Source organism: Brevibacterium sp. OS20, from assembly GCF_056837565.1.
The window spans coordinates 2,497,132-2,519,064 of the sequence record NZ_CM166367.1 but is presented as its reverse complement, the minus strand read 5'-3'; the positions used below and the strand labels follow the sequence as shown (position 1 = coordinate 2,519,064).

Sequence of the window (21,933 nt, the reverse complement as noted above, 5' to 3'; positions counted from 1 at the left end):
GCCGCCCCGCGGACTCGGCACTGACGACAAGCCAGCGTTGGCACGGAACGGCGGGCCACCTCGGTGCCGGCATCACCTACTTAAGACTTTCGAAGGACACGTTATGACACGCCACTTCCTCAAGGACACGGACCTCACCCCGGCCGAGCAGGCCGAGGTCCTCGACCTCGCCGTCGAACTCAAGGCCGCCCCCTACTCGCGGACCCCGCTCGCCGGCCCGCAGACCGCCGCCGTCATCTTCGACAAGACCTCGACGCGCACCCGGGTCTCGTTCGCCGCCGGCATCGCCGCACTCGGCGGGCAGCCGCTCATCATCAACCCCGGTGAGGCGCAGCTCGGGCATAAGGAATCCATCGCCGACACCGCGCAGGTGATGTCCCGGATGGTCTCGGCGATCATCTGGCGCACCTACGCCCAGTCAGGCCTCGAAGAGATGGCCGAGCACTCCTCTGTGCCCGTCATCAACTCGCTGTCCGACGACTTCCACCCCTGCCAGATCCTCGCCGACCTGCTCACCATCCGCGAACACCGCGGCGACGTGAAGGGCCAGACCATGACGTACTTCGGCGACGGGGCGAACAACATGGCCAACTCCTACGCGTTGGGTGGAGTCAACGCCGGAATGCATGTGCGCATCGCAGCACCGGCAGGCTTCCAGCCCGATGCCGCGATCGTCGCCGAAGCCGAGGCCCTCGCCGCGCAGACCGGCGGGTCGCTCACCGTCACCGACGACCCGGTCGCAGCCGCGACCGGCGCCGACGTCCTCGTCACCGACACCTGGGTGTCGATGGGCCAGGATTCGGCCGGACGCGACGACGAGGCCTCACCGTTTATGAAGTTCCAGGTCAGCCAGGAACTCATGGAGGCCGGCAACGATCCGATCTTCCTCCACTGCCTGCCCGCCTACCGCGGCAAAGAGGTCACGGCCGAGGTCATCGACGGCCCCGCCTCGGTGGTCTTCGATGAAGCCGAGAACCGCCTCCACGCGCAGAAGGCGCTCATGACCTTCCTCCTGGAGCGATGATGGCCGAGACGAATAACAGTGCACCGCTGACGAAGACTGCCCGACAGCAGAAGATCATCGACCTCATCACCCGCCAATCCGTGCGAAGCCAGATCGAACTCGCCGAGGCGCTCGCGACGCAGGGCATCACCGTCACCCAGGCGACCCTGTCGCGCGACCTCGCCGAGGTGGGGGCTGTGAAGATCCGATCCACCGCGGGATCCGTGTACGCCGTCCCCGGTGAGGGCGGGGACCGGTCACTGCAGCAGTCGACGGGGGAGAGCCTCGATGCGAAACTGCCGCGGATCCTCGAGGAGCTGCTCGTCTCCGCAGTCTCCCAGGACAATACTGTCGTGCTGCGCACCCCGCCGGGAGCCGCGCAGTATCTGGCCTCGGCGATCGACCGATCCTCGATGGTCGGGATCTTCGGAACCCTGGCCGGCGACGACACCGTGCTTGTCATCGCCGATGCGGCAGTCGGGGGAGCGGCCCTGGCCGAGACCTTCCTCGAATACGCCGCGGGCGGATTGGCCGAGGGCTGAGCCATCCGGGGGCCGCGCTTTCGTGCGGGACGGAGGGGCCGCCTCGGCGACGTTCGGATGGGGATGGAACCAGCCGGACCGAGCAAATCCTGGAACAATGACAACTGAGTTTCATCATTTCAATGAACGGACCGGCGCATCCGTGCTGGTGGGAAAGGACGATCTGTGAGCGAACGACTGAGCCTGTGGGGCGGACGATTCTCCGACGGTCCGGCCGATGCGCTGGCCGCGCTGAGCAAGTCCACGGACTTCGACTGGCGCCTGGCGAAGTACGACATCGCCGGGTCCAAGGCCCACGCGAAGGTCCTCCACCACGCGGGACTGCTCTCCGATGACGAGCTGTCGGGGATGCACTCGGCGCTTGACGAGCTGCTACGCCGAGTCGAATCCGGCGAATACGTGGCTGCCGAATCTGATGAGGACGTGCACTCCTCGCTCGAGCGCGGACTCATCGAGATCGCGGGGCCTGAGCTCGGCGGGAAGCTGCGTGCCGGGCGGTCCCGCAATGACCAGATCGCGACGATGGGTCGGATGTACCTGCGCGACCATGCTCGTGAGGTCGCCGGTCTCGTGCTCGACACCGTCGAGGTGCTCATCGCTCAGGCCGAAGAACACCCCGAGGCGCCGATGCCCGGGCGCACGCACCTTCAGCACGCTCAGCCGGTGCTGCTGGCCCATCATCTGCTCGCTCATGCGTGGCCGCTGCTGCGCGACGTCGCCCGCTTCGTTGATTTCGATGCGCGAGCAGGAGTTTCGGCCTATGGTTCGGGTGCTCTGGCAGGGTCGTCGTTGGGGCTCGACCCGCAGGCGGTGGCCGCGGACCTCGGATTCAACGATTCGGTGGAGAACTCCATCGACGGCACCGCCTCGCGCGATGTCTTCGCCGAATACCTGTTCATCACGACGATGATCGGCATCGACCTCTCTCGCCTGTCCGAGGAAGTCATCGCGTGGGCAACGAAGGAGTTCTCGTTCGTCACCCTGCATGACGCGTACTCGACAGGATCGTCGATCATGCCGCAGAAGAAGAACCCCGACGTCGCCGAGCTCACCCGCGGCAAGTCCGGTCGCCTCATCGGTGACCTCACCGGCCTGCTGTCGACGCTCAAGGCGCTGCCGTTGGCGTACAACCGGGATCTGCAGGAGGACAAGGAGCCGGTGTTCGACGCCACTGACACTCTCGAGCTGCTGCTGCCGGCGTTCACCGGGATGATCGCGACGCTGAAGTTCGACACCGAGCGGATGGCCTACCTGGCTCCGCGTGGATTCGCTTTGGCTACTGATATTGCCGAATGGCTCGTCCGTGAAGGCGTGCCGTTCCGTGTGGCTCATGAACTCTCCGGCGCATGCGTGCAGTTGGCCGAATCGCGGGATGTCGAACTGTGGGACCTCTCCGACGAGGATTTTGCGGGGATCTCTTCACATTTGACTCCGGCCGTTCGTGAAGTGCTCACGACGCTCGGTTCGATCGATTCGCGCAACGCCAAGGGCGGCACGGCACGTTCGGCCGTCGATCAGCAGATCGCCAACGCGAAGGCCGAGGTCACGCGTCTGCGTGAGTTCGCCGGGTCGGCTCGCAGCGTGTGAGAGGCTGAAGAATAAGACACTGACGTGAGGGCCGGTGCCCGGATGAGCGGATGAAATCCGTTGGTCCAGGCACCGGCCCTTCACATCAACGATCTCGTAAGGAGGTCCGAAGCATGCGGAGAAGAACGATCCTGCTCATCGGCGGTACCGTGATCATCCTCCTCGGCGCGGGACTGTATGGCCTCGGACTGTACTGGGACAGCAAATCGATCCCCGGCGATCCCAACATCGGAGCGGGAATGGCGATGGGATTCGCTGAGATCTTCGGAGTGGTCGGTCTGGGTGTTCTTGTGGTCTGGGCAATTGCGGCCCTGGTGGTGCGATTGAGGCAGAGCTCCTCCACGCGCCGATGAGAGGACACGGTCTCAGCTGAGAAGCGAGACCATGATAACGCCGAGATCTTCGGGCCCGAGGACCAGACTCATACGCGAACGGGAAACTCGAGGTCTGCGACCTGACGTTCGACTGTGCGAAGCACACGTTTCTGATCGATGACGACCGCCTCGGCGGGAAACTCTCCGCTGAGCAGCCCCGTGGGGCTGGTCAGCCACGACCACAACGACCAGGGCTCCATGCCAGTAGACAGCAGCGGCTTCACGAGGTGCTCGCTGACGAGCTCGTCAAGCTGCCCATCTGCGAAGAGCTGGATAGCGGGGACGAGCGTCTTCCCTTTGACCTCCACGGTGAACAGCCGATTGTCTCTACGGAGTCGATTGACTCACGACCGTGCACCGCCTTCTCTGGTTCCGCGGAGCTCTGCGAGAGTCTGATAGGTGGCCACACCTTCGTCCTGGACGAGTCGGGCCCGGGCATCTGCGGTGCGCACAGCCTGCTTCTGAGTGGCCTCAGACGCCAGTGGGAGGTCGTTGAAGTGAGCGCGATCAACCTCGCACGGAGCCCTGCTCGTGCCTGATCCGAGGTCGGACGTGCTTGGCGTAGGTATTGATCGCATCTTGTGCCTCAGCGTGGGTCAGTCCGTCCTGCTCGAGCTCGGACGACTGTGCCGAATCGTATGAGTGAGCAGTCATTGTTGCCTCCTCGAATACGCTCATTCTAAGAACGGCAACGTGCCACAATCTAGTGTTTCTTCAGTTGTTCCGCCAAAGAAATTGACGAAGACAGCTGGCGGACATAGCCGTGTTCGGACCAAAAGGCAGACAATAGATCCATGTCCCGTGAGAACCAGCCCAATCCTTTCGACAGACGTCGCCGTGTGCTCGAAGATGAAGAGGATGTTCGCGCTGCGGCTGTTGCTCGCCGGGAAACCGGGCGAGTGAGCCAGGAAGAATTGGAGCGTGAACTCGGTCTGAATAACCCACGCGACAGAGAATCCTGATCGGACACGATTCCGACGATGCTCTGTGCAGCAGGAGCTCAGATGGCAGGCAAGGGAAGTCCCACCTCGGCGAGCACGTAGAATTGATCCCGTCGGCTCCGCGCCGGCACAGACCTCAGATTCGAAAGGACCGAAGTGACCGACATCTTCAGCGAACTCAAGGCCCGCGGGCTCGTCGCAGTTTCCACCGACGAGACCGCCCTGCAGAAAGCCCTGGCCGAGGAGTCGCTGACCTATTATGTCGGTTTCGATCCGACGGCCCCGAGCCTGCACATGGGCAACCTCGTCCAGCTGCTCACCGCCGCCCGCCTCCAGCAGGCCGGCCACAATCCGCTCGCCCTCGTCGGCGGCGCCACCGGCCTCATCGGCGACCCGCGCATGTCGGGGGAGCGGACGCTCAACCCACGTGAGGTCGTCGAGGAATGGGTGGCGAAGATTCGCACCCAGGTCGAGAAGTTCCTCGACTTCGACGGCCCCAACGCCGCCCAGATCGTCAACAACCTCGACTGGACCTCGCAGCTGTCGGCCATCGACTTCCTCCGCGACATCGGCAAGCACTTCCCGGTCAACCGGATGCTCGCGAAGGAATCCGTCTCCGCGCGCCTCAACAGCGAAGCCGGCATCTCCTTCACCGAGTTCTCGTACCAGATCCTCCAGGGCAACGACTACCTCGAACTCAACCGCCGCTACGGCTGCTCCCTGCAGACCGGCGGCTCCGACCAGTGGGGCAACCTCACCTCGGGCGTCGACCTCATCCGTCGCGTCGAGCAGAAGTCCGTCCATGCCCTGGCTACCCCGCTGATCACGAAGGCCGACGGCACGAAGTTCGGCAAGACAGAATCCGGCACCGTGTGGCTCGATTCGTCGCTGACCAGCCCGTACGCGTTCAGCCAGTTCTGGCTCAACGCCGACGACCGCGACGTGGTGAAGTACCTCAAGGTGTTCTCGCTGCGCCCGCTCGACGAGATCGAAGCCATCGAAGCCGAGTTCACTGCTGCCCCGCACACCCGTGTAGCGCAGAAGGCCCTCGCCGAGGATGTCACCACCTTGGTCCACGGGCGCCAGGCTTACGAACAGGCCATCGCCGCGGCCTCCGCCCTCTTCGGCGGGGGAGAGCTCACCGGCCTTGATTCGTCGACGCTGGGTGCGGCAACTTCCGAGCTGCCGCGCGGTGAGGTGTCGACGACCCAGCTGGCCGAAGGCCTGCCTGTTGCGGATGCGTTCGTCGCTTCCGGCATCGTCAAGTCCAAGGGTGAGGCTCGCCGTGCCATCAAGGACGGAGGAGCGTACGTCAACAACGTCAAGGTCGCCGACCAGGAGCAGACTCTGACTTCCGATGATGTGCTCTCGACAGAAGCTGGAGGAGTCGTCCTCCTGCGCCGAGGCAAGAAGACCCTGGGTGCTGTCGACATCGTCGGCTGAGCAACCTCCGTCACTGATAATGCCGTGTCCTCCGCTCCCGGAGGGCGCGGCATTGTCGTATTCACTCCGGTTAGGCCCGTTCGACAATGGGAAACCTTGTCATCCGCGAATACAAAAGGCCGAGTTGTAGAGGCGGCTTCAGCGGCAGCTCTGCGGCCAACGGAACGCGGTCAATCAGCGTGCGCTCTGGCAGACTGCGGTCAACCGTATCGCCGATGTGGGGGCATCACCATGGAAAAGCATGCGGTCATCGAGCAGACTGGCAGATGACGGACAACCGAACGAATACCGACTGACGAACGCACGAGGAGATCATGCGCACTCTGCTCAACATCATCTGGTTCATCTTCTCCGGCCTCTGGCTGGCACTCGGATACTGGGCCGCCGGCATCATCGCCTGCATCTTCATTGTCACCATCCCGTGGGGCATCGCGTCCTTCCGCATCGGAAACTACGCACTCTGGCCCTTCGGCCGCGAGGTCATCGAAACCCGCCCGGCCGGTGTGGCGACCACCCTGGGCAACATCATCTGGCTCATCGTCGCCGGCGTCTGGCTCGCCATCGGACACGTCGTCACGTCGATCCCGCTGTTCATCTCGATCATCGGCATCCCGCTCGGCTGGGCGAACATCAAACTCATCCCCGTCTCGCTCATGCCGCTGGGCAAGCAGATCGTCGACAGCGACCGGCTGATGCCCGGCTACCGCGGAGCCTGAACCACGGATTCAGGAACCCTGTTCTTCGAGGTCCTCGAGAGAGATGCGGCCTTGGCGTACTGCCCAGAGCACGCGGCGAGTGCGCACGATTCGGGGCAGGGTAATGATCAGCAGTCCGCCGAGCATGTTGAACGGGATCACGATTCCGAACCACTGCAGGAAATCGAGGATCGAAATGTCCGCGCCCGTCATCATGGCGGCGAAGATGACGATCGCATTGATAGCTCCGTGCAGCATGCTGACGCCGATCACCAACAGACCGGTGATCATACAGACGATCGCCTTGACGACGTCGTTCTGTGTTCCCTGCTGCATACGGGTTGACAAAGTGATTGTCGCGCCGGCCAGTAGTGAGAGGGCGAGCATGACGATGAGTGAAGACTGGTTGATATAGCCGAGCGCCATATCCGCAATCGTCTTGTGGTAATCCGGGAGGGCGATAACGATCAGCCAGGCGAAGACCGCGCCCCCGATCAGGTTCGTCACGAGAGTGGTCAGCCAGAGGCGGAGCACCTGGATCCAATTCGCCTGGCCGGCGATGACGGCGTTGATCGGAAGGAGGAATTCTTCGGTGAACAGTTCCGAGTGCGCCAGCTTCAATGCCAGGAGGCCGATGCCAAATGCCATCCCGGCGAGGATCGTCGACCCGGTCGCTTGCTTGACGAGCACCATGGCCAAGATGCCAAGCCCGACATCGATGCCGCCGAAGAGCCCGGTGACGATGAGTTCCGGCCACTTCCGGTTGAGCCGCTTGGCACCCTCAGTGACTGTATTGGCCGCCTCGTCGATGAGGGCGTCTTCGAGATCGAGGTCGTTGCGGCCAAGTCGTTCTCGCTGCTCTTTCTGAGTCATCCCGTCAGTGTAGGGGTCGGGACGCGCTGAAACGCTGGGAATCATCTGCACAATGAGGGCAATCTGCTGCCGCCGGCGAGAGCATGGCGGGGTTCTGCAGCCGTACGTTTGTGCTTGTGGAAGTAGGTGCGAAACCGGGCATCTGGAGCTGGTGACGGGTGTCACAGGTGAATTTCCGGTTTCGAGTTGCACGGTGGCTCTGGGGTGGTCTAGAGTTATATCTCGTTGCCCCGCCGGAAACACCGTCTTCGAGACAGAGTTTCCACCGGGTCTGACCAGGACAAACACGGTTTGGTCTAAGGGTTCAGACGATCGGGTGGGTGACACAAAATGAAACTGATACCCCCAGTGAACATGCTGCGTTTTGTGTGGTGTGGTGATGGGTGTGTGTTTGTGGTTTGAGAATCCAATAGCGTGTTTGTTTGAACAAGTTGTGATGCCAGAACATTTTTATTTTCTGGTAAGACAATCATCTGGCCAAACATTGGTTCACCTGTGGTGGGTGGTTCTTCGCCGAACCTCTCGCATCACATGGGTGGATGGTGTGTTTGGTTAGTATTTTTTGGTCAACCTTCTCACCCCGTGAGGGGTTGGCTGTCTTGCTGGGATTCATTCGTAACATAAAGTTTTTTATGGAGAGTTTGATCCTGGCTCAGGACGAACGCTGGCTGCGTGCTTAACACATGCAAGTCGAACGCTGAAGCCGACAGCTTGCTGTTGGTGGATGAGTGGCGAACGGGTGAGTAACACGTGAGTAACCTGCCCCTGATTTCGGGATAAGCCTGGGAAACTGGGTCTAATACCGGATATGACCAATCCTTGCATGAGGGTTGGTGGAAAGTTTTTCGATCGGGGATGGGCTCGCGGCCTATCAGCTTGTTGGTGGGGTAATGGCCTACCAAGGCGACGACGGGTAGCCGGCCTGAGAGGGCGACCGGCCACACTGGGACTGAGACACGGCCCAGACTCCTACGGGAGGCAGCAGTGGGGAATATTGCACAATGGGGGAAACCCTGATGCAGCGACGCAGCGTGCGGGATGACGGCCTTCGGGTTGTAAACCGCTTTCAGCAGGGAAGAAGCGAAAGTGACGGTACCTGCAGAAGAAGTACCGGCTAACTACGTGCCAGCAGCCGCGGTAATACGTAGGGTACGAGCGTTGTCCGGAATTATTGGGCGTAAAGAGCTCGTAGGTGGTTGGTCACGTCTGCTGTGGAAACGCAACGCTTAACGTTGCGCGTGCAGTGGGTACGGGCTGACTAGAGTGCAGTAGGGGAGTCTGGAATTCCTGGTGTAGCGGTGAAATGCGCAGATATCAGGAGGAACACCGGTGGCGAAGGCGGGACTCTGGGCTGTAACTGACACTGAGGAGCGAAAGCATGGGGAGCGAACAGGATTAGATACCCTGGTAGTCCATGCCGTAAACGTTGGGCACTAGGTGTGGGGGACATTCCACGTTCTCCGCGCCGTAGCTAACGCATTAAGTGCCCCGCCTGGGGAGTACGGTCGCAAGGCTAAAACTCAAAGGAATTGACGGGGGCCCGCACAAGCGGCGGAGCATGCGGATTAATTCGATGCAACGCGAAGAACCTTACCAAGGCTTGACATACACTGGACCGTTCTGGAAACAGTTCTTCTCTTTGGAGCTGGTGTACAGGTGGTGCATGGTTGTCGTCAGCTCGTGTCGTGAGATGTTGGGTTAAGTCCCGCAACGAGCGCAACCCTCGTTCTATGTTGCCAGCACGTGATGGTGGGAACTCATAGGAGACTGCCGGGGTCAACTCGGAGGAAGGTGGGGATGACGTCAAATCATCATGCCCTTTATGTCTTGGGCTTCACGCATGCTACAATGGCTGGTACAGAGAGAGGCGAACCCGTGAGGGTAAGCGAATCCCTTAAAGCCAGTCTCAGTTCGGATCGTAGTCTGCAATTCGACTACGTGAAGTCGGAGTCGCTAGTAATCGCAGATCAGCAACGCTGCGGTGAATACGTTCCCGGGCCTTGTACACACCGCCCGTCAAGTCACGAAAGTCGGTAACACCCGAAGCCGGTGTCCCAACCCACTTGTGGGAGGGGGCCGTCTAAGGTGGGACTGGTGATTGGGACTAAGTCGTAACAAGGTAGCCGTACCGGAAGGTGCGGCTGGATCACCTCCTTTCTAAGGAGCACACATTAAGATCCTCATGGCATGACCCGTCTGTGGTCATCATGAGAGCTCAAGGGTGGAACATCACTTCTTCCGCTTGCCCACACAGCCCGGCTGGGGTCAATGCCCCGGGTGCGGTGAGTGATCGGGTGGGCTAGAACGAACACGTTATTGGGTCCTGGAATCACAAACCCCACACGATTGTGTGGGTGTGGTTTCAACCAACAGGACCAACCCGACCAACAGGCAGCAGCGTGAAGCGGTTGTGTGGTGGTGGGTGTTTGGTAGTGGTTTGAGAATCGTATAGTGGACGCGAGCATCAAACACCATATTTGTGTGGTGTTTATGTAATGTGATTTTTCTTGTCATCATCTAGTTAAGGTGAATGAAACAATATTTTTCGCGCACATGAAGCTGGTCCCTTTTTGGGGGTTGGGTGAGTGTGTAAGAGCGCATGGTGGATGCCTTGGCATCAGGAGCCGATGAAGGACGTGGAAATCTGCGATAAGCCTCGGGGAGCCGATAAACAGGCGTTGATCCGAGGGTCTCCGAATGGGGAAACCCCGCCACTCGTGAGGGTGGTGACCCGTGTCTGAATATATAGGGCATGTGGAGGGAACGCGGGGAAGTGAAACATCTCAGTACCCGCAGGAAGAGAAAATAACAATGATTCCGGGAGTAGTGGCGAGCGAAACTGGATGAGCCTAAACCTGTGCAGTGTCAAGCGTGCTGGTGTTGCTGCAGGGGTGTTGTGGGGTGTACGTGGTCCGGTCCAGCATGACCGGTCTGTGAGTGTTGTTGGTGTAGTCGAACCTGGTGGGAAACAGGACCGGAGTGGGTGAGAGTCCCGTAGACGAAACGCTGACTGTTCGCAGTGTGTGCATGCCCGAGTAGCACGGAACTCGTGGAATTTCGTGTGAATCTGCCAGGACCACCTGGTAAGGCTAAATACTTCCTGATGACCGATAGCGGATAAGTACCGTGAGGGAATGGTGAAAAGTACCCCGGGAGGGGAGTGAAAGAGTACCTGAAACCATGTGCTTACAATCCGTCAGAGCAGTATCTAGATGACTGTGATGGCGTGCCTTTTGAAGAATGAGCCTGCGAGTTAGCGGTGCGTGGCGAGGTTAACCCGTGTGGGGTAGCCGTAGCGAAAGCGAGTCCGAATAGGGCGATCCTAGTCGCGTGTCCTAGACCCGAAGCGGAGTGATCTAGCCATGGGCAGGGTGAAGCGTGTGTAAGAGCGCGTGGAGGCCCGCACCCACTTCAGTTGAAAATGGAGGGGATGACCTGTGGTTAGGGGTGAAAGGCCAATCAAACTCTGTGATAGCTGGTTCTCCCCGAAATGCATTTAGGTGCAGCGTTGCGTGGTTCTTGCTGGAGGTAGAGCTACTGGATGGCTGATGGGCCCTACCGGGTTACTGACGTCAACTAAACTCCGAATGCCAGTCAAGGTTCAGCGTGGCAGTGAGACAGTGGGGGATAAGCTTCATTGTCGAGAGGGAAACAGCCCAGACCATCAACTAAGGCCCCTAAGCGTGTGCTCAGTGGGAAAGGATGTTCAGTTGCGAAGACAACCAGGAGGTTGGCTTAGAAGCAGCCACCCTTGAAAGAGTGCGTAATAGCTCACTGGTCAAGTGATTGAGCGCCGATAATGTAGCGGGGCTAAGTACACCGCCGAAGTTGTGGCAGCACCACGTATAGCCGTAATGGTGTGGTGTTGGGTAGGGGAGCGTCGAGTTGCCGGAGAAGCTGCCGTGTGAACGAGTGGTGGAGGCGATTCGAGTGAGAATGCAGGCATGAGTAGCGAAAGACGGGTGAGAAACCCGTCCACCGGATGACCAAGGGTTCCAGGGCTAGGCTAATCCGCCCTGGGTAAGTCGGGACCTAAGGCGAGGCCGACAGGCGTAGTCGATGGACAACCAGTTGATATTCTGGTACCGACACACAACCGACAGTACCAAAACACACGATACTAACCCCGTGATGACCCCGTCAGGCCTTCGGGCCTGTGGTTGGGTTTGAGTGGGGGACCTGAGTGTGGAGTCGGTAAGCGTGAGGTGTGACGCAGAAAGGTAGCCAGGCCGTGCGATGGTAGTCACGGTCTAAGGTTGTAGCACGTGGGGGTAGGTAAATCCGTCCCCACATTTGAGTGTGAGAGCTGATGGGCGCCCCACATTGGTGGGGTGATCTGGTGATCCTCTGCTGCCGAGAAAAGCATCGACGTGAGGGTGTGTGTTGCCCGTACCCTATAACCGACACAGGTGGTCGAGTAGAGAATACTAAGGTGATCGAGAGAATCGTGGTTAAGGAACTCGGCAAAATGCCCCCGTAACTTCGGGAGAAGGGGGACCATCCCGGTGAACCCACCATGCGTGGGGATGTGCTGGTGGTGGTCGCAGAGGCCAGAGAGAAGCGACTGTTTATTAAAAACACAGGTCCGTGCGAAGATGTAAGTCGATGTATACGGACTGACGCCTGCCCGGTGCTGGAAGGTTAAGAGGACCTGTTAACCCACTTTGTGGGTGAAGCGGAGAATTTAAGCCCCAGTAAACGGCGGTGGTAACTATAACCATCCTAAGGTAGCGAAATTCCTTGTCGGGTAAGTTCCGACCTGCACGAATGGCGTAACGACTTCTCTGCTGTCTCAACCACGAACTCGGCGAAATTGCATTACGAGTAAAGATGCTCGTTACGCGCAGCAGGACGGAAAGACCCCGAGACCTTCACTATAGTTTGGTATTGGGATTCGGTGTGGTTTGTGTAGGATAGGTGGAAGACTGGGAAGCCCTGACGCTAGTTGGGGTGGAGTCGATCGGTGAAATACCACTCTGACCATAGTGGATTCCTTAACTTCGGACCCTGATCGGGTTCAGGGACAGTGCCTGATGGGTAGTTTAACTGGGGCGGTTGCCTCCTAAAGAGTAACGGAGGCGCCCAAAGGTTCCCTCAGCCTGGTTGGCAATCAGGTGTCGAGTGTAAGTGCACAAGGGAGCTTGACTGTGAGACGGACGTGTCGAGCAGGAGCGAAAGCTGGGACTAGTGACCCGGCCATGGCTTGTGGAAGCGTGGTCGCTCAACGGATAAAAGGTACCTCGGGGATAACAGGCTGATCTTGCCCAAGAGTCCATATCGACGGCATGGTTTGGCACCTCGATGTCGGCTCGTCGCATCCTGGGGCTGGAGTCGGTCCCAAGGGTTGGGCTGTTCGCCCATTAAAGCGGTACGCGAGCTGGGTTTAGAACGTCGTGAGACAGTTCGGTCCCTATCCGCTGCGTGCGTAGGAAATTTGTGGAGGTCTGTCCTTAGTACGAGAGGACCGGGACGGACGAACCTCTGGTGTGCCAGTTGTTCCGCCAGGAGCATGGCTGGTTGGCTACGTTCGGGATGGATAACCGCTGAAAGCATCTAAGCGGGAAGCCGGCTCCGAGATGAGATTTCCAACTGACTTTTGTCAGGGGAGGTGTCCTATAGATGATGGGGTTGATAGGCCGGGTATGGAAGCACTGTAAGGTGTGGAGTTGACTGGTACTAATACACCGATCACTCATCAACTTTTTCCCTTTAGTGGGGTTGGTGTGTGCGAAGAGTCTTTATTCGCCTTTCTGGTTGTGATGAGAGAATGCGCCCCGTTTTGTGGGGTGTGCATGACATAGTTTTTGGTGTTCGCGTTCGCTGTGCGGTTCTTGGACCACTACCGCTGACAACTCTGTTTTTGTGGGGTTGTGGTGGTGGTTTGTTGGTTTTGCGGTGGTGATAGTGGTGGGGAAACGCCCGGTTAACCGTTCCGATCCCGGTAGCTAAGCCCATTCGCGCTGATGGTACTGCAACTTGGTGGTTGTGGGAGAGTAAGTGACTGCCGCAATATTTTTTAGTGGTGATGGCCTCGTCCGACTGTGTTGGGCGGGGCCATTACTGTATTCACGCATGGGTGTGTTGTTTGTGTTCGTGTGTGGGCGTGCTGCCGGTGCTTATTACTACCTGACGGGGGTGCTGCTACCTGGCGCGGGGTTGCTGCGCCCCCGTCAGGTAGTAATTAGGGGAGGAGGGAAGGGATGGAGATGAAGACAATTGACGTTCTTAAGGCCGAACTTGCTCGCGACGGTGAGGTCGCAATCGGGTTCAACCGGGCGAAGCAGTTTCTGCGCAATCCTGTTGGCTTCCTTGGACTACGATGGACCGGGCCGCCCGCACCACAAGTGACCGTCACTGACTTCGGTCTCTGGGCTGCTGTTGACGGTTTCCCTGAAGGTGGCGTGCCGTGGGCGCGCATCCTCGAAGTCCACATCACCAAGGTCAACGTCAGCTCGTATATCGACGTGAGCATCAGAACTCCAGATACTCCCGACCGCCGGCGGACGCTGCGGATGCCCCATATGCTCGAAGTCGACCCGGAGACTCTCGCCAAATGGATCGTCATGGAACTGATGGTTCGCGGCAATCCGATCTGACGTTCGGCCCAGCGACCAAATGACGGCCATCAAGCCGGTGGCCCACCGAATAGATCCGTCCGGATAGTTGGAGGCGCGAACTCCCTCCGAAGTCCAAATGCTTGTCGATAGATGTGTTGCGTGTCACGATGAAGCTGTCCGCTGCGCCGGATGCAAGTGAATAGCGACATCCGAATAGACAGCAAGGGAGAGACCGCATGAACGCATCAACCATCATCTGGATCGTCGTCGCCATCGTCGTGGTCCTGATCATCGTCGGGATCATCATCGCAGTCAGCCGCAAGGCGGCAGCGAAGAAGCGCGAACACCAGCGGCAAGAGGCCGCGCAGATTCGGCAGGAGGCTGCCGAGTCCGAACATGATGTTCGTGCGCGAGAGGCCGAAGTCGAGAAACAGAGAGCAGAGGCAAAGCGCGCAAAGGCTGAGGCTGACGCTCGTGCTGCCGAGGCTGATCGTCAGGCGGCAGAGGCCGAGCAGCTGGATTCCGAGGCAGCGAAACGCGAAGAGGCCGTTAAAGCTGAACGCGTCGAGCACGATCGCAAGCTGCAGCGTGCTGACGAACTGGATCCGGACACGCCGGAAAACGCGGGGGACACCCGTCGTGCAGACGGCACCGGTGCTGCGGGGGCGGCCGCGGCTGGGGCCCATGGAGCTTCTGCAGTCGACCGAAATGAGTACCGTGGCGACGATGCTGCACAGCAGAACACACCGCGGCACGACGAGCAGGTTCAGGCGAATCCCCCTCGGCATGACGAGCATGCACAGCAGAATGACGCCCGTCAGCAACCGCCAGCTGACCAGACCGATCCGCAACGCGATCAGTACACGCAACAGAGCGGACATCGCCCTGACGATCCGGTCCAGCGTAACGACGTCCGCCACGACCAGCCCGTTCAGCAGAATGTGCCTCGGCAGGACCCGCCCGCTCAGCGGAATGGCGGCTATCCCGAACAGCCTGTTCGGCAGGATGCGCCCCGGCCGGACCAGTCTGGCCCGCAGGAGTTCGTGCGCCGAGATCCCTACGCACAGCAGGACGTGCGTGCTGACCAGCAACCGCCAGAGAGCGGAACCCGTCCTCATGCTGAGGAACCGTTGGCCGAGGACTACGACCCTCGTGCTGACCGGCGCGGCCCGCGAGATCCATACGTTCAGAACGACGGACGGGTGGATCCTCTCGACGACGGTGGAGACCCTGACGCGCCGAAACACTGACACGTCTCACCCAGGAGGTGTGAGAGCTGCCTGAGGCAGAGGAGACGGTGCCCGAACCCAACAAGGTTCGGGCACCGTCTCGTTGTAATCGGACTTCCGGGTACCGCAGATGAACGGGACGAACATAGGGGAGGGCCGCCTCGGCCAGGGGTTGGCCAGGAGCGCAGTGAGACGGGTTCGTGACAAGCGATTCTGTTGAAATTAATTGATGCTTCTGTAGTGTGGACGCCAACATCCCTACGGAAGGTACGCCATGCTCGATAAATTGCACGACGCACTTCGACTCCGAACCAACCCGGCCATCTTCTTCTCCTCCGCGGCCGTGATCATCATCTTCGTCCTCGGGACGATCTTCTTCACCGACCAGCTCGACGCCGGCGTCTCTGTCGCCTCGGATTGGCTGCTGACCAACCTCGGATGGTTCTACATCCTCGGCGTCACAGTCTTCGTCGCATTCCTCATCTACATCGCTGCCTCCCGGTATGGGCGAGCGAAGCTCGGTCCCGATGACGAACCGCCGGAGCACTCCAACGGTGCATGGTTTGCCATGCTCTTCGCCGCCGGCATCGGTTCGATCCTCATGTTCTGGGGTGTCGCTGAACCCGTCAGCCACTTCGGCGACCCGCCGCGCGGATCCCTCGGTATCGAAGCGGGAACGCCCGCCGCCGCGGTCGACGCCATGAACTTCACGTACTACCACTTCACCCTGCACACCTGGGCGATCTTCACCCTGCCCGCGCTGTGCTTCGCCTACTTCATCCACAAGCGGAACCTGCCGCCGCGGGTGAGCTCGATCTTCCAGCCCATCCTCGGTGAGAAGATCCACGGTCCTATCGGCAAGACCATCGACGTCGTCGCCATCATCGGCACCGTCTTCGGAATCGCAGTCTCGATCGGTCTGGGCACGCTGCAGATCAACGGCGGACTCGCTCAGGTCATCGGCGTTCCGGAGAACGCCCTGTGGCAGCTGATCATCATCGGCGTCGTCTGCGGGCTGGCCACGATCTCGGTCTCTCTCGGCCTCGACAAAGGCATCAAGGTCCTGTCGAACCTCAATATCGTCATGGCCGTACTACTGCTCATCTTCATCGTCGTCTTCGGCCCGACGCTGTTCATGGCCAAGGGCGTCTTCGAATCCTTCGGCACCTACATCCACCAGCTGCCCGAACTCGCACTGTGGAACGACACGTTCGCCAACACCGGCTGGCAGAATACGTGGACCGTCTTCTACTGGGCCTGGACGATCACCTGGTCACCCTTCGTCGGCATCTTCATCGCTCGCATCTCCCGCGGACGTACCATCCGCCAGTTCGTCATCGGCGTGCTCGCTATTCCCTCGGCCTTCTCGATCCTGTGGTTCGGCATCTTCGGCTACGCCTCCTTCGACATCGAGTTCAACCAGGGCGGGGGACTGGTCGACCGAGTCGTCGATCAGGGAGACATTCCGGGAGCGCTGTTCGCATTCCTCGACCACTACCCGCTGGCCGGACCCGTGTCGGTGATCGCAATCGTGCTCGTGGTGATCTTCTTCGTCACCTCGGTGGATTCCGCAGCGCTCGTCGTCGACACGATGAACAACGGCCACGAGGACTTCAACCCGCTGCCGCAGCGCATCTTCTGGGCCCTAGCCGTCGCCGTCGTCACCGCGGCACTGCTGGTGTTCTCAGGCTCCGGTGGACTCGAGGCACTGCAGTCGACGATCATCCTCGTCGGTCTGCCGTTCTTCATCATCGCCTACTTCCAGATCTACGCCCTCATGCGAGCGCTGCGCGAGGACGCAGGCATTCTGCCGCGGGTGCGCATGCGCCGCTGGAAGAAGGTGCTGCCGCCCGAAGAGGTCGAACGCCGCCAAGGCGGGGACGAACAGTTCGGTCACGAATACGACGATGAGGAGGAGGTCGTCACCGAACCGCAGGCCGTCGAACCGGCGCCGAAGTTCCGTGACCCCTATATCGAAATCCCTCATGAGAAGAAGGGGCGACGTGAGGGGACACTGGCCAGCCGCACCGGCAGCCGACGAACGGCTGGAAAAGACACGAACGAGTAGCTTGGACTGCGTTCACGGAGTTTGAGCCAGTCACTGGTTGAAGCCACGGCATCGAATCAGCCTACAGAATGCAACACTAAGACTAAATGAATGCGGTTGGAGGGAATATGAATCATTATATTCAAATTTGGGAGTTTGACTATGGAGATCGCGAGAACGTGCTAAGCGCCCTTAACAGAGTAAATATCTTCGACAAAGACGTTCTGACTGGTATGACTATTTATTGGTCAGATATTCCCTATGATTTAAGATTATTTTCTGAACTGGCATTCTTGGCTGGGTCGTCAAGCGCTAAAGAGAAGGCGCTTGAAGCGCAGGAAATCCTGGCTAACGCTGGCGGAAAGGTGCGCACCGATATCACTCCTGAGAGTCTAGTCGAAGCGCTGTCTAAGAGGAGGTTGAATTCAATCGGCACATTGGAGGGAATGGAAATAGTTATTCCATTTGAGTATAAGTCGAAACTTGAACTGGAGAAGTTGGGCTTTGATTTCAGTTCATGGGTAGCAAAATCACGCGTATTTCTCAGCCATCAGTCCGACAGGAAACCCGAAGTAACCGAGCTGCAGCAACTGCTGGCGGATCGGAATGTTCCTACTTGGTTTGATATTCACGATATTGAGTACGGGCAAAACCTGGCTACTGCCATCGAGGGCGGCGTTCGAAGTTCTGATGCGGTGATTTTCTGGGTCTCCGACGGATTTCTTCGGTCAAACTGGTGCAGGTCGGAGTTCGAATCGTTTTTGAGTCGCTATATGGGGCGTAGGGACGTTACAATTTTCGCTGCGATTGAAGAAGACTGCCTTGATGTTGTGCCGGATTCCTTGAAGCAGTTGAAATTTCTCAAACTGGATAGCCCAGGCGATCCTTTGATGGTCGCGAACGAGTTCGCCGTGCCCATTAAGCGTGTGTTAGCTGGACAGTCCGAAGTGAGAAGTTCGGAATACTGGCCACTTGGGTAAATTTTGAACAGACGATTCTGGTAGAAGTTCGATAACTTTTGCCAGATCGTGATTTCGTCGTGGATGACCTACACAGTTGGCACGAGCGGAAGCGAAGGGGGCGCTGCGATCGCAGCGCCCCCTTGGTCGTTTCGGTTCTGGGCCGGAAGGTCCCACTCAGGTCATCGAATCAGCGCAGGGCCGCCTCGGTGACCTGAGCATCTGGCGGCCCGGTCAGATCACTGACCGTTCTTGATCATCTCCGCGCACTTCTCACCCATCATCATCACGGTGATGTTGGGGTTGACCGTGGTGATCTCGGGCATCGCCGAAGCGTCGACGACGCGCAGACGGTTGACGCCCTTGACCCGCAGCTGCGAATCCAGCGGCGACATCTCGTCATCGGCAGAACCCATGCGCACCGTGCCGACCGGGTGGTAGACGGTGTTGTGGGTGCGGGTGATGTAGTCGGCGATCTGCTCGTCGGTCTGGACATCCTTGCCGGGGAACAGCTCCTCGCCGGCCCATTCGGACATGGCGTCCTGGGAGACGATCTCGCGGGCCTTCTTGATGCCGGCGACCATGACGCGCATGTCGTGGCCTTCCGGATCAGTGAAGTAGCGGGGATCGACCTTCGGCTTGTCACGGAAGTCCTTCGAGCGCAGGCGCACGGTGCCGCGCGACTTCGCATGAGTGACATTCGGGGTGAGGCAGAAGGAGTTCTCCGAGGTCTTGTAGCCCTGACGCAGAGTGTGCATATCGAAGGGAACCGAACCGTAGTGCATCATCAGGTCCGGACGGTCGAGCCCGTCCTCGGTGGGCGAGAAGATGCCGATCTCCCACCACTGGGTGGAATCCTCGACCATCGGCTTCTTGGCCTCCCAGGAGATGACGCCCTCCGGGTGATCGCCCAGATGCTCGCCGACTCCCGGCGAATCCACGCGAGCCTCGATGCCGACCTCGGCGAGGTGGGCCTTCGGGCCGATGCCCGAAAGCATGAGCAGCTGCGGGGTGTTGATCGCGCCGGAGGAGACGATGACTTCCTTCTTCGCCTCGATCCGGTTGGTCTTGCCGAAAGCGTTGTTGACTACGAGCACGGCCGTGCAGTTGTCGTCCTCGTCGAACTCGAGCTCCTTGGCCTGGGTATCGGTGAGGATCGTGAGGTTCTCACGGTCGAGGATCGGGTGGAGGTAGGACACCGAGGAGGACGACCGGGTGCCGTCGTCCTTGCGGTTGACCTGGAAGAAGTTCGCACCGTTGATGACGGTCTGGCCCTCATTGAACTGCACGCGAGGGATGCCGGCCTGCTCGCAGGCGTCGAGGAGCGCGACACCGCAGGGATCGACCGGGGGCACGTTCATCAGACGGACCGGGCCGTCATGGCCGTGGTGGTCGCCGGGCAGCTCATTGTTCTCGAGCTTCTTGTACAGGCCGAAGGTGTCCTTCGAACCCCATCCCGCTGCGCCGTGCTTCTCTTCCCATTCGTCGAGATCCTCGCGCGGAGCCCAGAATGCGATGCACGAGTTGTGGGACGAGCAGCCGCCGAGCACCTTGGCGCGAGCGTGGCGCATGTGCGAGTTGCCGTTCTCTTGCTCTTCGATCGGGTAGTCCCAGTCGTAGCCGGATTCGAGGAGCTCCATCCACCGATTGAGCTCAAGGACGACGTCCTTGTCCGTGTCGGTGGGGCCAGCTTCGAGGAGTCCGACGGTGACTTCGGGGTCCTCGCTCAGCCGGGCCGCGACCGCTGCGCCGGCAGAGCCGCCGCCGACGACGACGTAATCAAAGCTATGAGTAGTCTTCACTGTTCATCTCTCCTTGTACTGCGGTATTCGTCTACAGGCTGCGGCGGATCACTTGGTGTGATCGGGGAACCAGCCGGTGACTGCAGGCTCGAGGTTCTGGTAGATGTGCTTGGCTTCCTGGTACTCGGCCAGCCCCGTGGGGCCGAGCTCGCGACCGAAGCCGGACTGCTTGTAACCGCCCCATTCGGCCTGCGGCAGGTAGGGGTGGAAGTCGTTGATCCAGATGGTGCCGTGGCGCAGACGCTGAGCGACCAGCTGGGTCTTGCCCGCATCCTGGCTCCACACTGCTCCGGCCAGACCGTAGTAGGTGTCATTGGCGATCTCGACAGCCTCATCGACGGTGGAGAAGGTCTCGACGGTGACGACGGGGCCGAAGGCCTCGTCGGAGACGACGGACATTCCGCGCTTGACCTGGTCGAGCACGGTCGGCAGGTAGTAGAAGCCGTTCTCCAGGTCGCCTTCACCGAACTTGCCGCCGCAGCGCAGACGAGCGCCTTCGGCGATACCCTTCTCGACATAGGCATGCACCTTGTCGCGGTGAGCCTCGGAGATCAGGGGACCGGTCTCGGCGTTCTCGTCGAAGGGACCGCCGAGGCGGATCTGCTCGGCACGTTCGACGAGGCGGTTGACGAACTCCTCGGCGATGGATTCCTCGACGATGAGTCGGGCACCGGCCGAGCACACCTGACCGGAGTGGACGAAGGCACCGTTGAGAGCATTGTCCAGAGCCGCATCGAAGTCGGCATCGGCGAAGACGACGTTCGGGTTCTTGCCGCCGAGTTCGAGGGCGATCTTCTTGATCGAGTCGGCGGCGTTGCGGAACAGCAGTCGACCGGTGACGAGACCACCGGTGAACGAGACCATGTCGATGTCCTCGTGCGTCGACAGCGGGGCACCGGCATCGGCGCCCGCACCGAGGATGAGGTTGCCGACCCCGGCCGGCAGACCGAGCTCTTCGAGGACCTGCATTGTGAGGATCGCGGTGTGCGGGGTGAGCTCGGCAGGCTTGAGGATGAAGGTGTTGCCGGCGGCGATGGCCGGGGCGATCTTCCACGCGGCCTGCAGCAGCGGGTAGTTCCACGGGGTGATGAGCGCGCAGACACCGACGGGCTCGTGCACGATCTTCGACGCAACGGTGTCGGTGCCGGCGTCGACGACGCGACCGGCATCGTTTGCGGCGAGCTTGCCGAAGTAGTCGAAGCAGTTCGCGATGTCGTCCATGTCGATCTGCGATTCGACGAAGCGCTTGCCGGTGTCGAGGGACTCGGCGCGCGCGAATTCGTCCTTGCGCTCACGCAGAACGGCGGCGAACTTCAGCAGCAGGTCGCCGCGTTCGCTGGCGGGAACGGAGGACCAGACGCCGGAGTCGAAGGCACGACGAGCGGCCTTGATCGCCAGCTCGGTATCCGCGGGGCTGGCTTCGTCCACCTCGGCGACGAAGCTGCCGTCGGCCGGGTTATGGATCTTTCGGGTTCCACCGTTGACGGCTGAAACCCACTGTCCGTCGATGAAGAGTGTGTTTGGCACGATTTCTCCTATTCCTAGCGGGTGAACGGTTGTGCGATCTGAAGGGCCGAACGCGCAGTCGCGGCAGTGGAGCCTGTGGTGTCGGGGAGTTTCCGGACGGCCGCGGATCTGCCGTTTGACCTGCGACTCGAACTGCTTCGGCGGCATTCATTCACATGCTTCCGGCAATCACAATAGGCGAAATCAGGGGCCGAATGCGCAATCCGATGATGCTGGTCACACCGGCAAGTGATCTTGGTCATCACATGGCGGGGGACGGCGGCTGCACTGGGGGACGGGCAGGCACTAACCGCACTGGGGGACGGGCAGGCAACGGGGCCGGAAATTCTGATCGTGGAATCGCGGAGACATCCG

General features: G+C 60.0%; 16 protein-coding genes and 3 rRNA genes. 13 read left to right on the top strand and 6 right to left on the bottom strand.

Annotation, left to right across the window (positions count from 1 at the left end; all coding sequences use genetic code 11):
- The first annotated feature begins 103 nt into the window (after positions 1 to 103).
- From argF to ACVZTU_RS11265, 4 genes are all read left to right on the top strand, one after another.
- Positions 104 to 1,024: an ornithine carbamoyltransferase gene (gene argF / locus ACVZTU_RS11280; protein ID WP_482400402.1), complete on the top strand. Its 921-nt coding sequence runs from the start codon at positions 104 to 106 to the stop codon at positions 1,022 to 1,024.
- Positions 1,024 to 1,545 (top strand): arginine repressor, encoded by a 522-nt coding sequence (locus ACVZTU_RS11275; RefSeq protein ID WP_039206772.1) that lies wholly within the window; start codon positions 1,024 to 1,026, stop codon positions 1,543 to 1,545. The genes argF and ACVZTU_RS11275 overlap by 1 nt, the downstream gene beginning before the upstream one ends.
- A 165-nt stretch (positions 1,546 to 1,710) precedes the next feature.
- Positions 1,711 to 3,132 (top strand): argininosuccinate lyase, encoded by a 1,422-nt coding sequence (gene argH, locus ACVZTU_RS11270; RefSeq protein ID WP_482400401.1) that lies wholly within the window; start codon positions 1,711 to 1,713, stop codon positions 3,130 to 3,132.
- 113 nt (positions 3,133 to 3,245) lie between these two features.
- Positions 3,246 to 3,485: a hypothetical protein gene (locus ACVZTU_RS11265; RefSeq protein WP_369864476.1), complete on the top strand. Its 240-nt coding sequence runs from the start codon at positions 3,246 to 3,248 to the stop codon at positions 3,483 to 3,485.
- Between the two features lie 68 nt (positions 3,486 to 3,553).
- On the opposite strand, the gene ACVZTU_RS11260 is transcribed toward ACVZTU_RS11265, so the two are convergent.
- Both ACVZTU_RS11260 and ACVZTU_RS11255 read right to left on the bottom strand, forming a co-directional pair.
- Positions 3,554 to 3,814: a hypothetical protein gene (locus ACVZTU_RS11260; RefSeq protein ID WP_369864475.1), complete on the bottom strand. Its 261-nt coding sequence runs from the start codon at positions 3,812 to 3,814 to the stop codon at positions 3,554 to 3,556.
- A gap of 199 nt (positions 3,815 to 4,013) precedes the next feature.
- Positions 4,014 to 4,160: a hypothetical protein gene (locus ACVZTU_RS11255; protein WP_482400400.1), complete on the bottom strand. Its 147-nt coding sequence runs from the start codon at positions 4,158 to 4,160 to the stop codon at positions 4,014 to 4,016.
- A gap of 140 nt (positions 4,161 to 4,300) precedes the next feature.
- Here ACVZTU_RS11255 and ACVZTU_RS11250 point away from each other — a divergent pair, with 140 nt between their 5' ends.
- The 3 genes from ACVZTU_RS11250 (at position 4,301) to ACVZTU_RS11240 (ending at position 6,606) form a co-directional block, all read left to right on the top strand.
- Positions 4,301 to 4,468, top strand: coding sequence for a hypothetical protein (locus ACVZTU_RS11250; protein WP_369864474.1), 168 nt, complete (start codon positions 4,301 to 4,303; stop codon positions 4,466 to 4,468).
- Positions 4,469 to 4,603: 135 nt separating this feature from the next.
- Positions 4,604 to 5,890, top strand: a complete 1,287-nt coding sequence (tyrS, locus tag ACVZTU_RS11245) for a tyrosine--tRNA ligase (protein WP_434590077.1) — start codon at positions 4,604 to 4,606, stop codon at positions 5,888 to 5,890.
- A 314-nt stretch (positions 5,891 to 6,204) separates the two neighbouring features.
- Entirely contained in the window at positions 6,205 to 6,606 is a 402-nt protein-coding gene (locus tag ACVZTU_RS11240) for a YccF domain-containing protein (protein WP_025780405.1), read from the top strand.
- A 9-nt stretch (positions 6,607 to 6,615) separates the two neighbouring features.
- Here ACVZTU_RS11240 and ACVZTU_RS11235 read toward each other — a convergent pair whose 3' ends face one another.
- Positions 6,616 to 7,458: a formate/nitrite transporter family protein gene (locus ACVZTU_RS11235; RefSeq protein ID WP_482401751.1), complete on the bottom strand. Its 843-nt coding sequence runs from the start codon at positions 7,456 to 7,458 to the stop codon at positions 6,616 to 6,618.
- A 629-nt stretch (positions 7,459 to 8,087) separates the two neighbouring features.
- Here ACVZTU_RS11235 and ACVZTU_RS11230 point away from each other — a divergent pair.
- The 4 genes from ACVZTU_RS11230 (at position 8,088) to ACVZTU_RS11215 (ending at position 14,054) form a co-directional block, all read left to right on the top strand.
- A 16S ribosomal RNA gene (locus ACVZTU_RS11230) occupies positions 8,088 to 9,615 on the top strand.
- A gap of 422 nt (positions 9,616 to 10,037) precedes the next feature.
- Positions 10,038 to 13,158: ribosomal RNA gene (locus ACVZTU_RS11225) — 23S ribosomal RNA — on the top strand.
- Between the two features lie 191 nt (positions 13,159 to 13,349).
- A 5S ribosomal RNA gene (gene rrf / locus ACVZTU_RS11220) occupies positions 13,350 to 13,468 on the top strand.
- Together the 16S, 23S and 5S rRNA genes form the textbook arrangement of a ribosomal RNA operon.
- 190 nt (positions 13,469 to 13,658) lie before the next feature.
- Positions 13,659 to 14,054: a hypothetical protein gene (locus ACVZTU_RS11215; RefSeq protein WP_434590058.1), complete on the top strand. Its 396-nt coding sequence runs from the start codon at positions 13,659 to 13,661 to the stop codon at positions 14,052 to 14,054.
- 206 nt (positions 14,055 to 14,260) lie between these two features.
- Here ACVZTU_RS11215 and ACVZTU_RS11210 read toward each other — a convergent pair whose 3' ends face one another.
- A complete protein-coding gene (locus ACVZTU_RS11210; RefSeq protein ID WP_434590055.1) occupies positions 14,261 to 15,133 on the bottom strand; it encodes a hypothetical protein in 873 nt (290 codons plus the stop codon).
- A 385-nt stretch (positions 15,134 to 15,518) separates the two neighbouring features.
- Between ACVZTU_RS11210 and ACVZTU_RS11205 the strand changes: the two genes are divergently transcribed.
- Both ACVZTU_RS11205 and ACVZTU_RS11200 read left to right on the top strand, forming a co-directional pair.
- A complete protein-coding gene (locus tag ACVZTU_RS11205) occupies positions 15,519 to 17,312 on the top strand; it encodes a BCCT family transporter (RefSeq protein WP_434590052.1) in 1,794 nt (597 codons plus the stop codon).
- 107 nt (positions 17,313 to 17,419) lie between these two features.
- The gene (locus tag ACVZTU_RS11200; RefSeq protein ID WP_434590049.1) at positions 17,420 to 18,271 is read left to right on the top strand and encodes a toll/interleukin-1 receptor domain-containing protein; all 852 of its coding nucleotides are present in this window, start codon (positions 17,420 to 17,422) and stop codon (positions 18,269 to 18,271) included.
- 218 nt (positions 18,272 to 18,489) lie between these two features.
- On the opposite strand, the gene ACVZTU_RS11195 is transcribed toward ACVZTU_RS11200, so the two are convergent.
- Positions 18,490 to 20,052: a GMC family oxidoreductase gene (locus ACVZTU_RS11195; protein WP_482400399.1), complete on the bottom strand. Its 1,563-nt coding sequence runs from the start codon at positions 20,050 to 20,052 to the stop codon at positions 18,490 to 18,492.
- A 48-nt stretch (positions 20,053 to 20,100) separates the two neighbouring features.
- Entirely contained in the window at positions 20,101 to 21,579 is a 1,479-nt protein-coding gene (locus ACVZTU_RS11190; RefSeq protein WP_482400398.1) for an aldehyde dehydrogenase family protein, read from the bottom strand.
- Positions 21,580 to 21,933 lie beyond the last annotated feature (354 nt).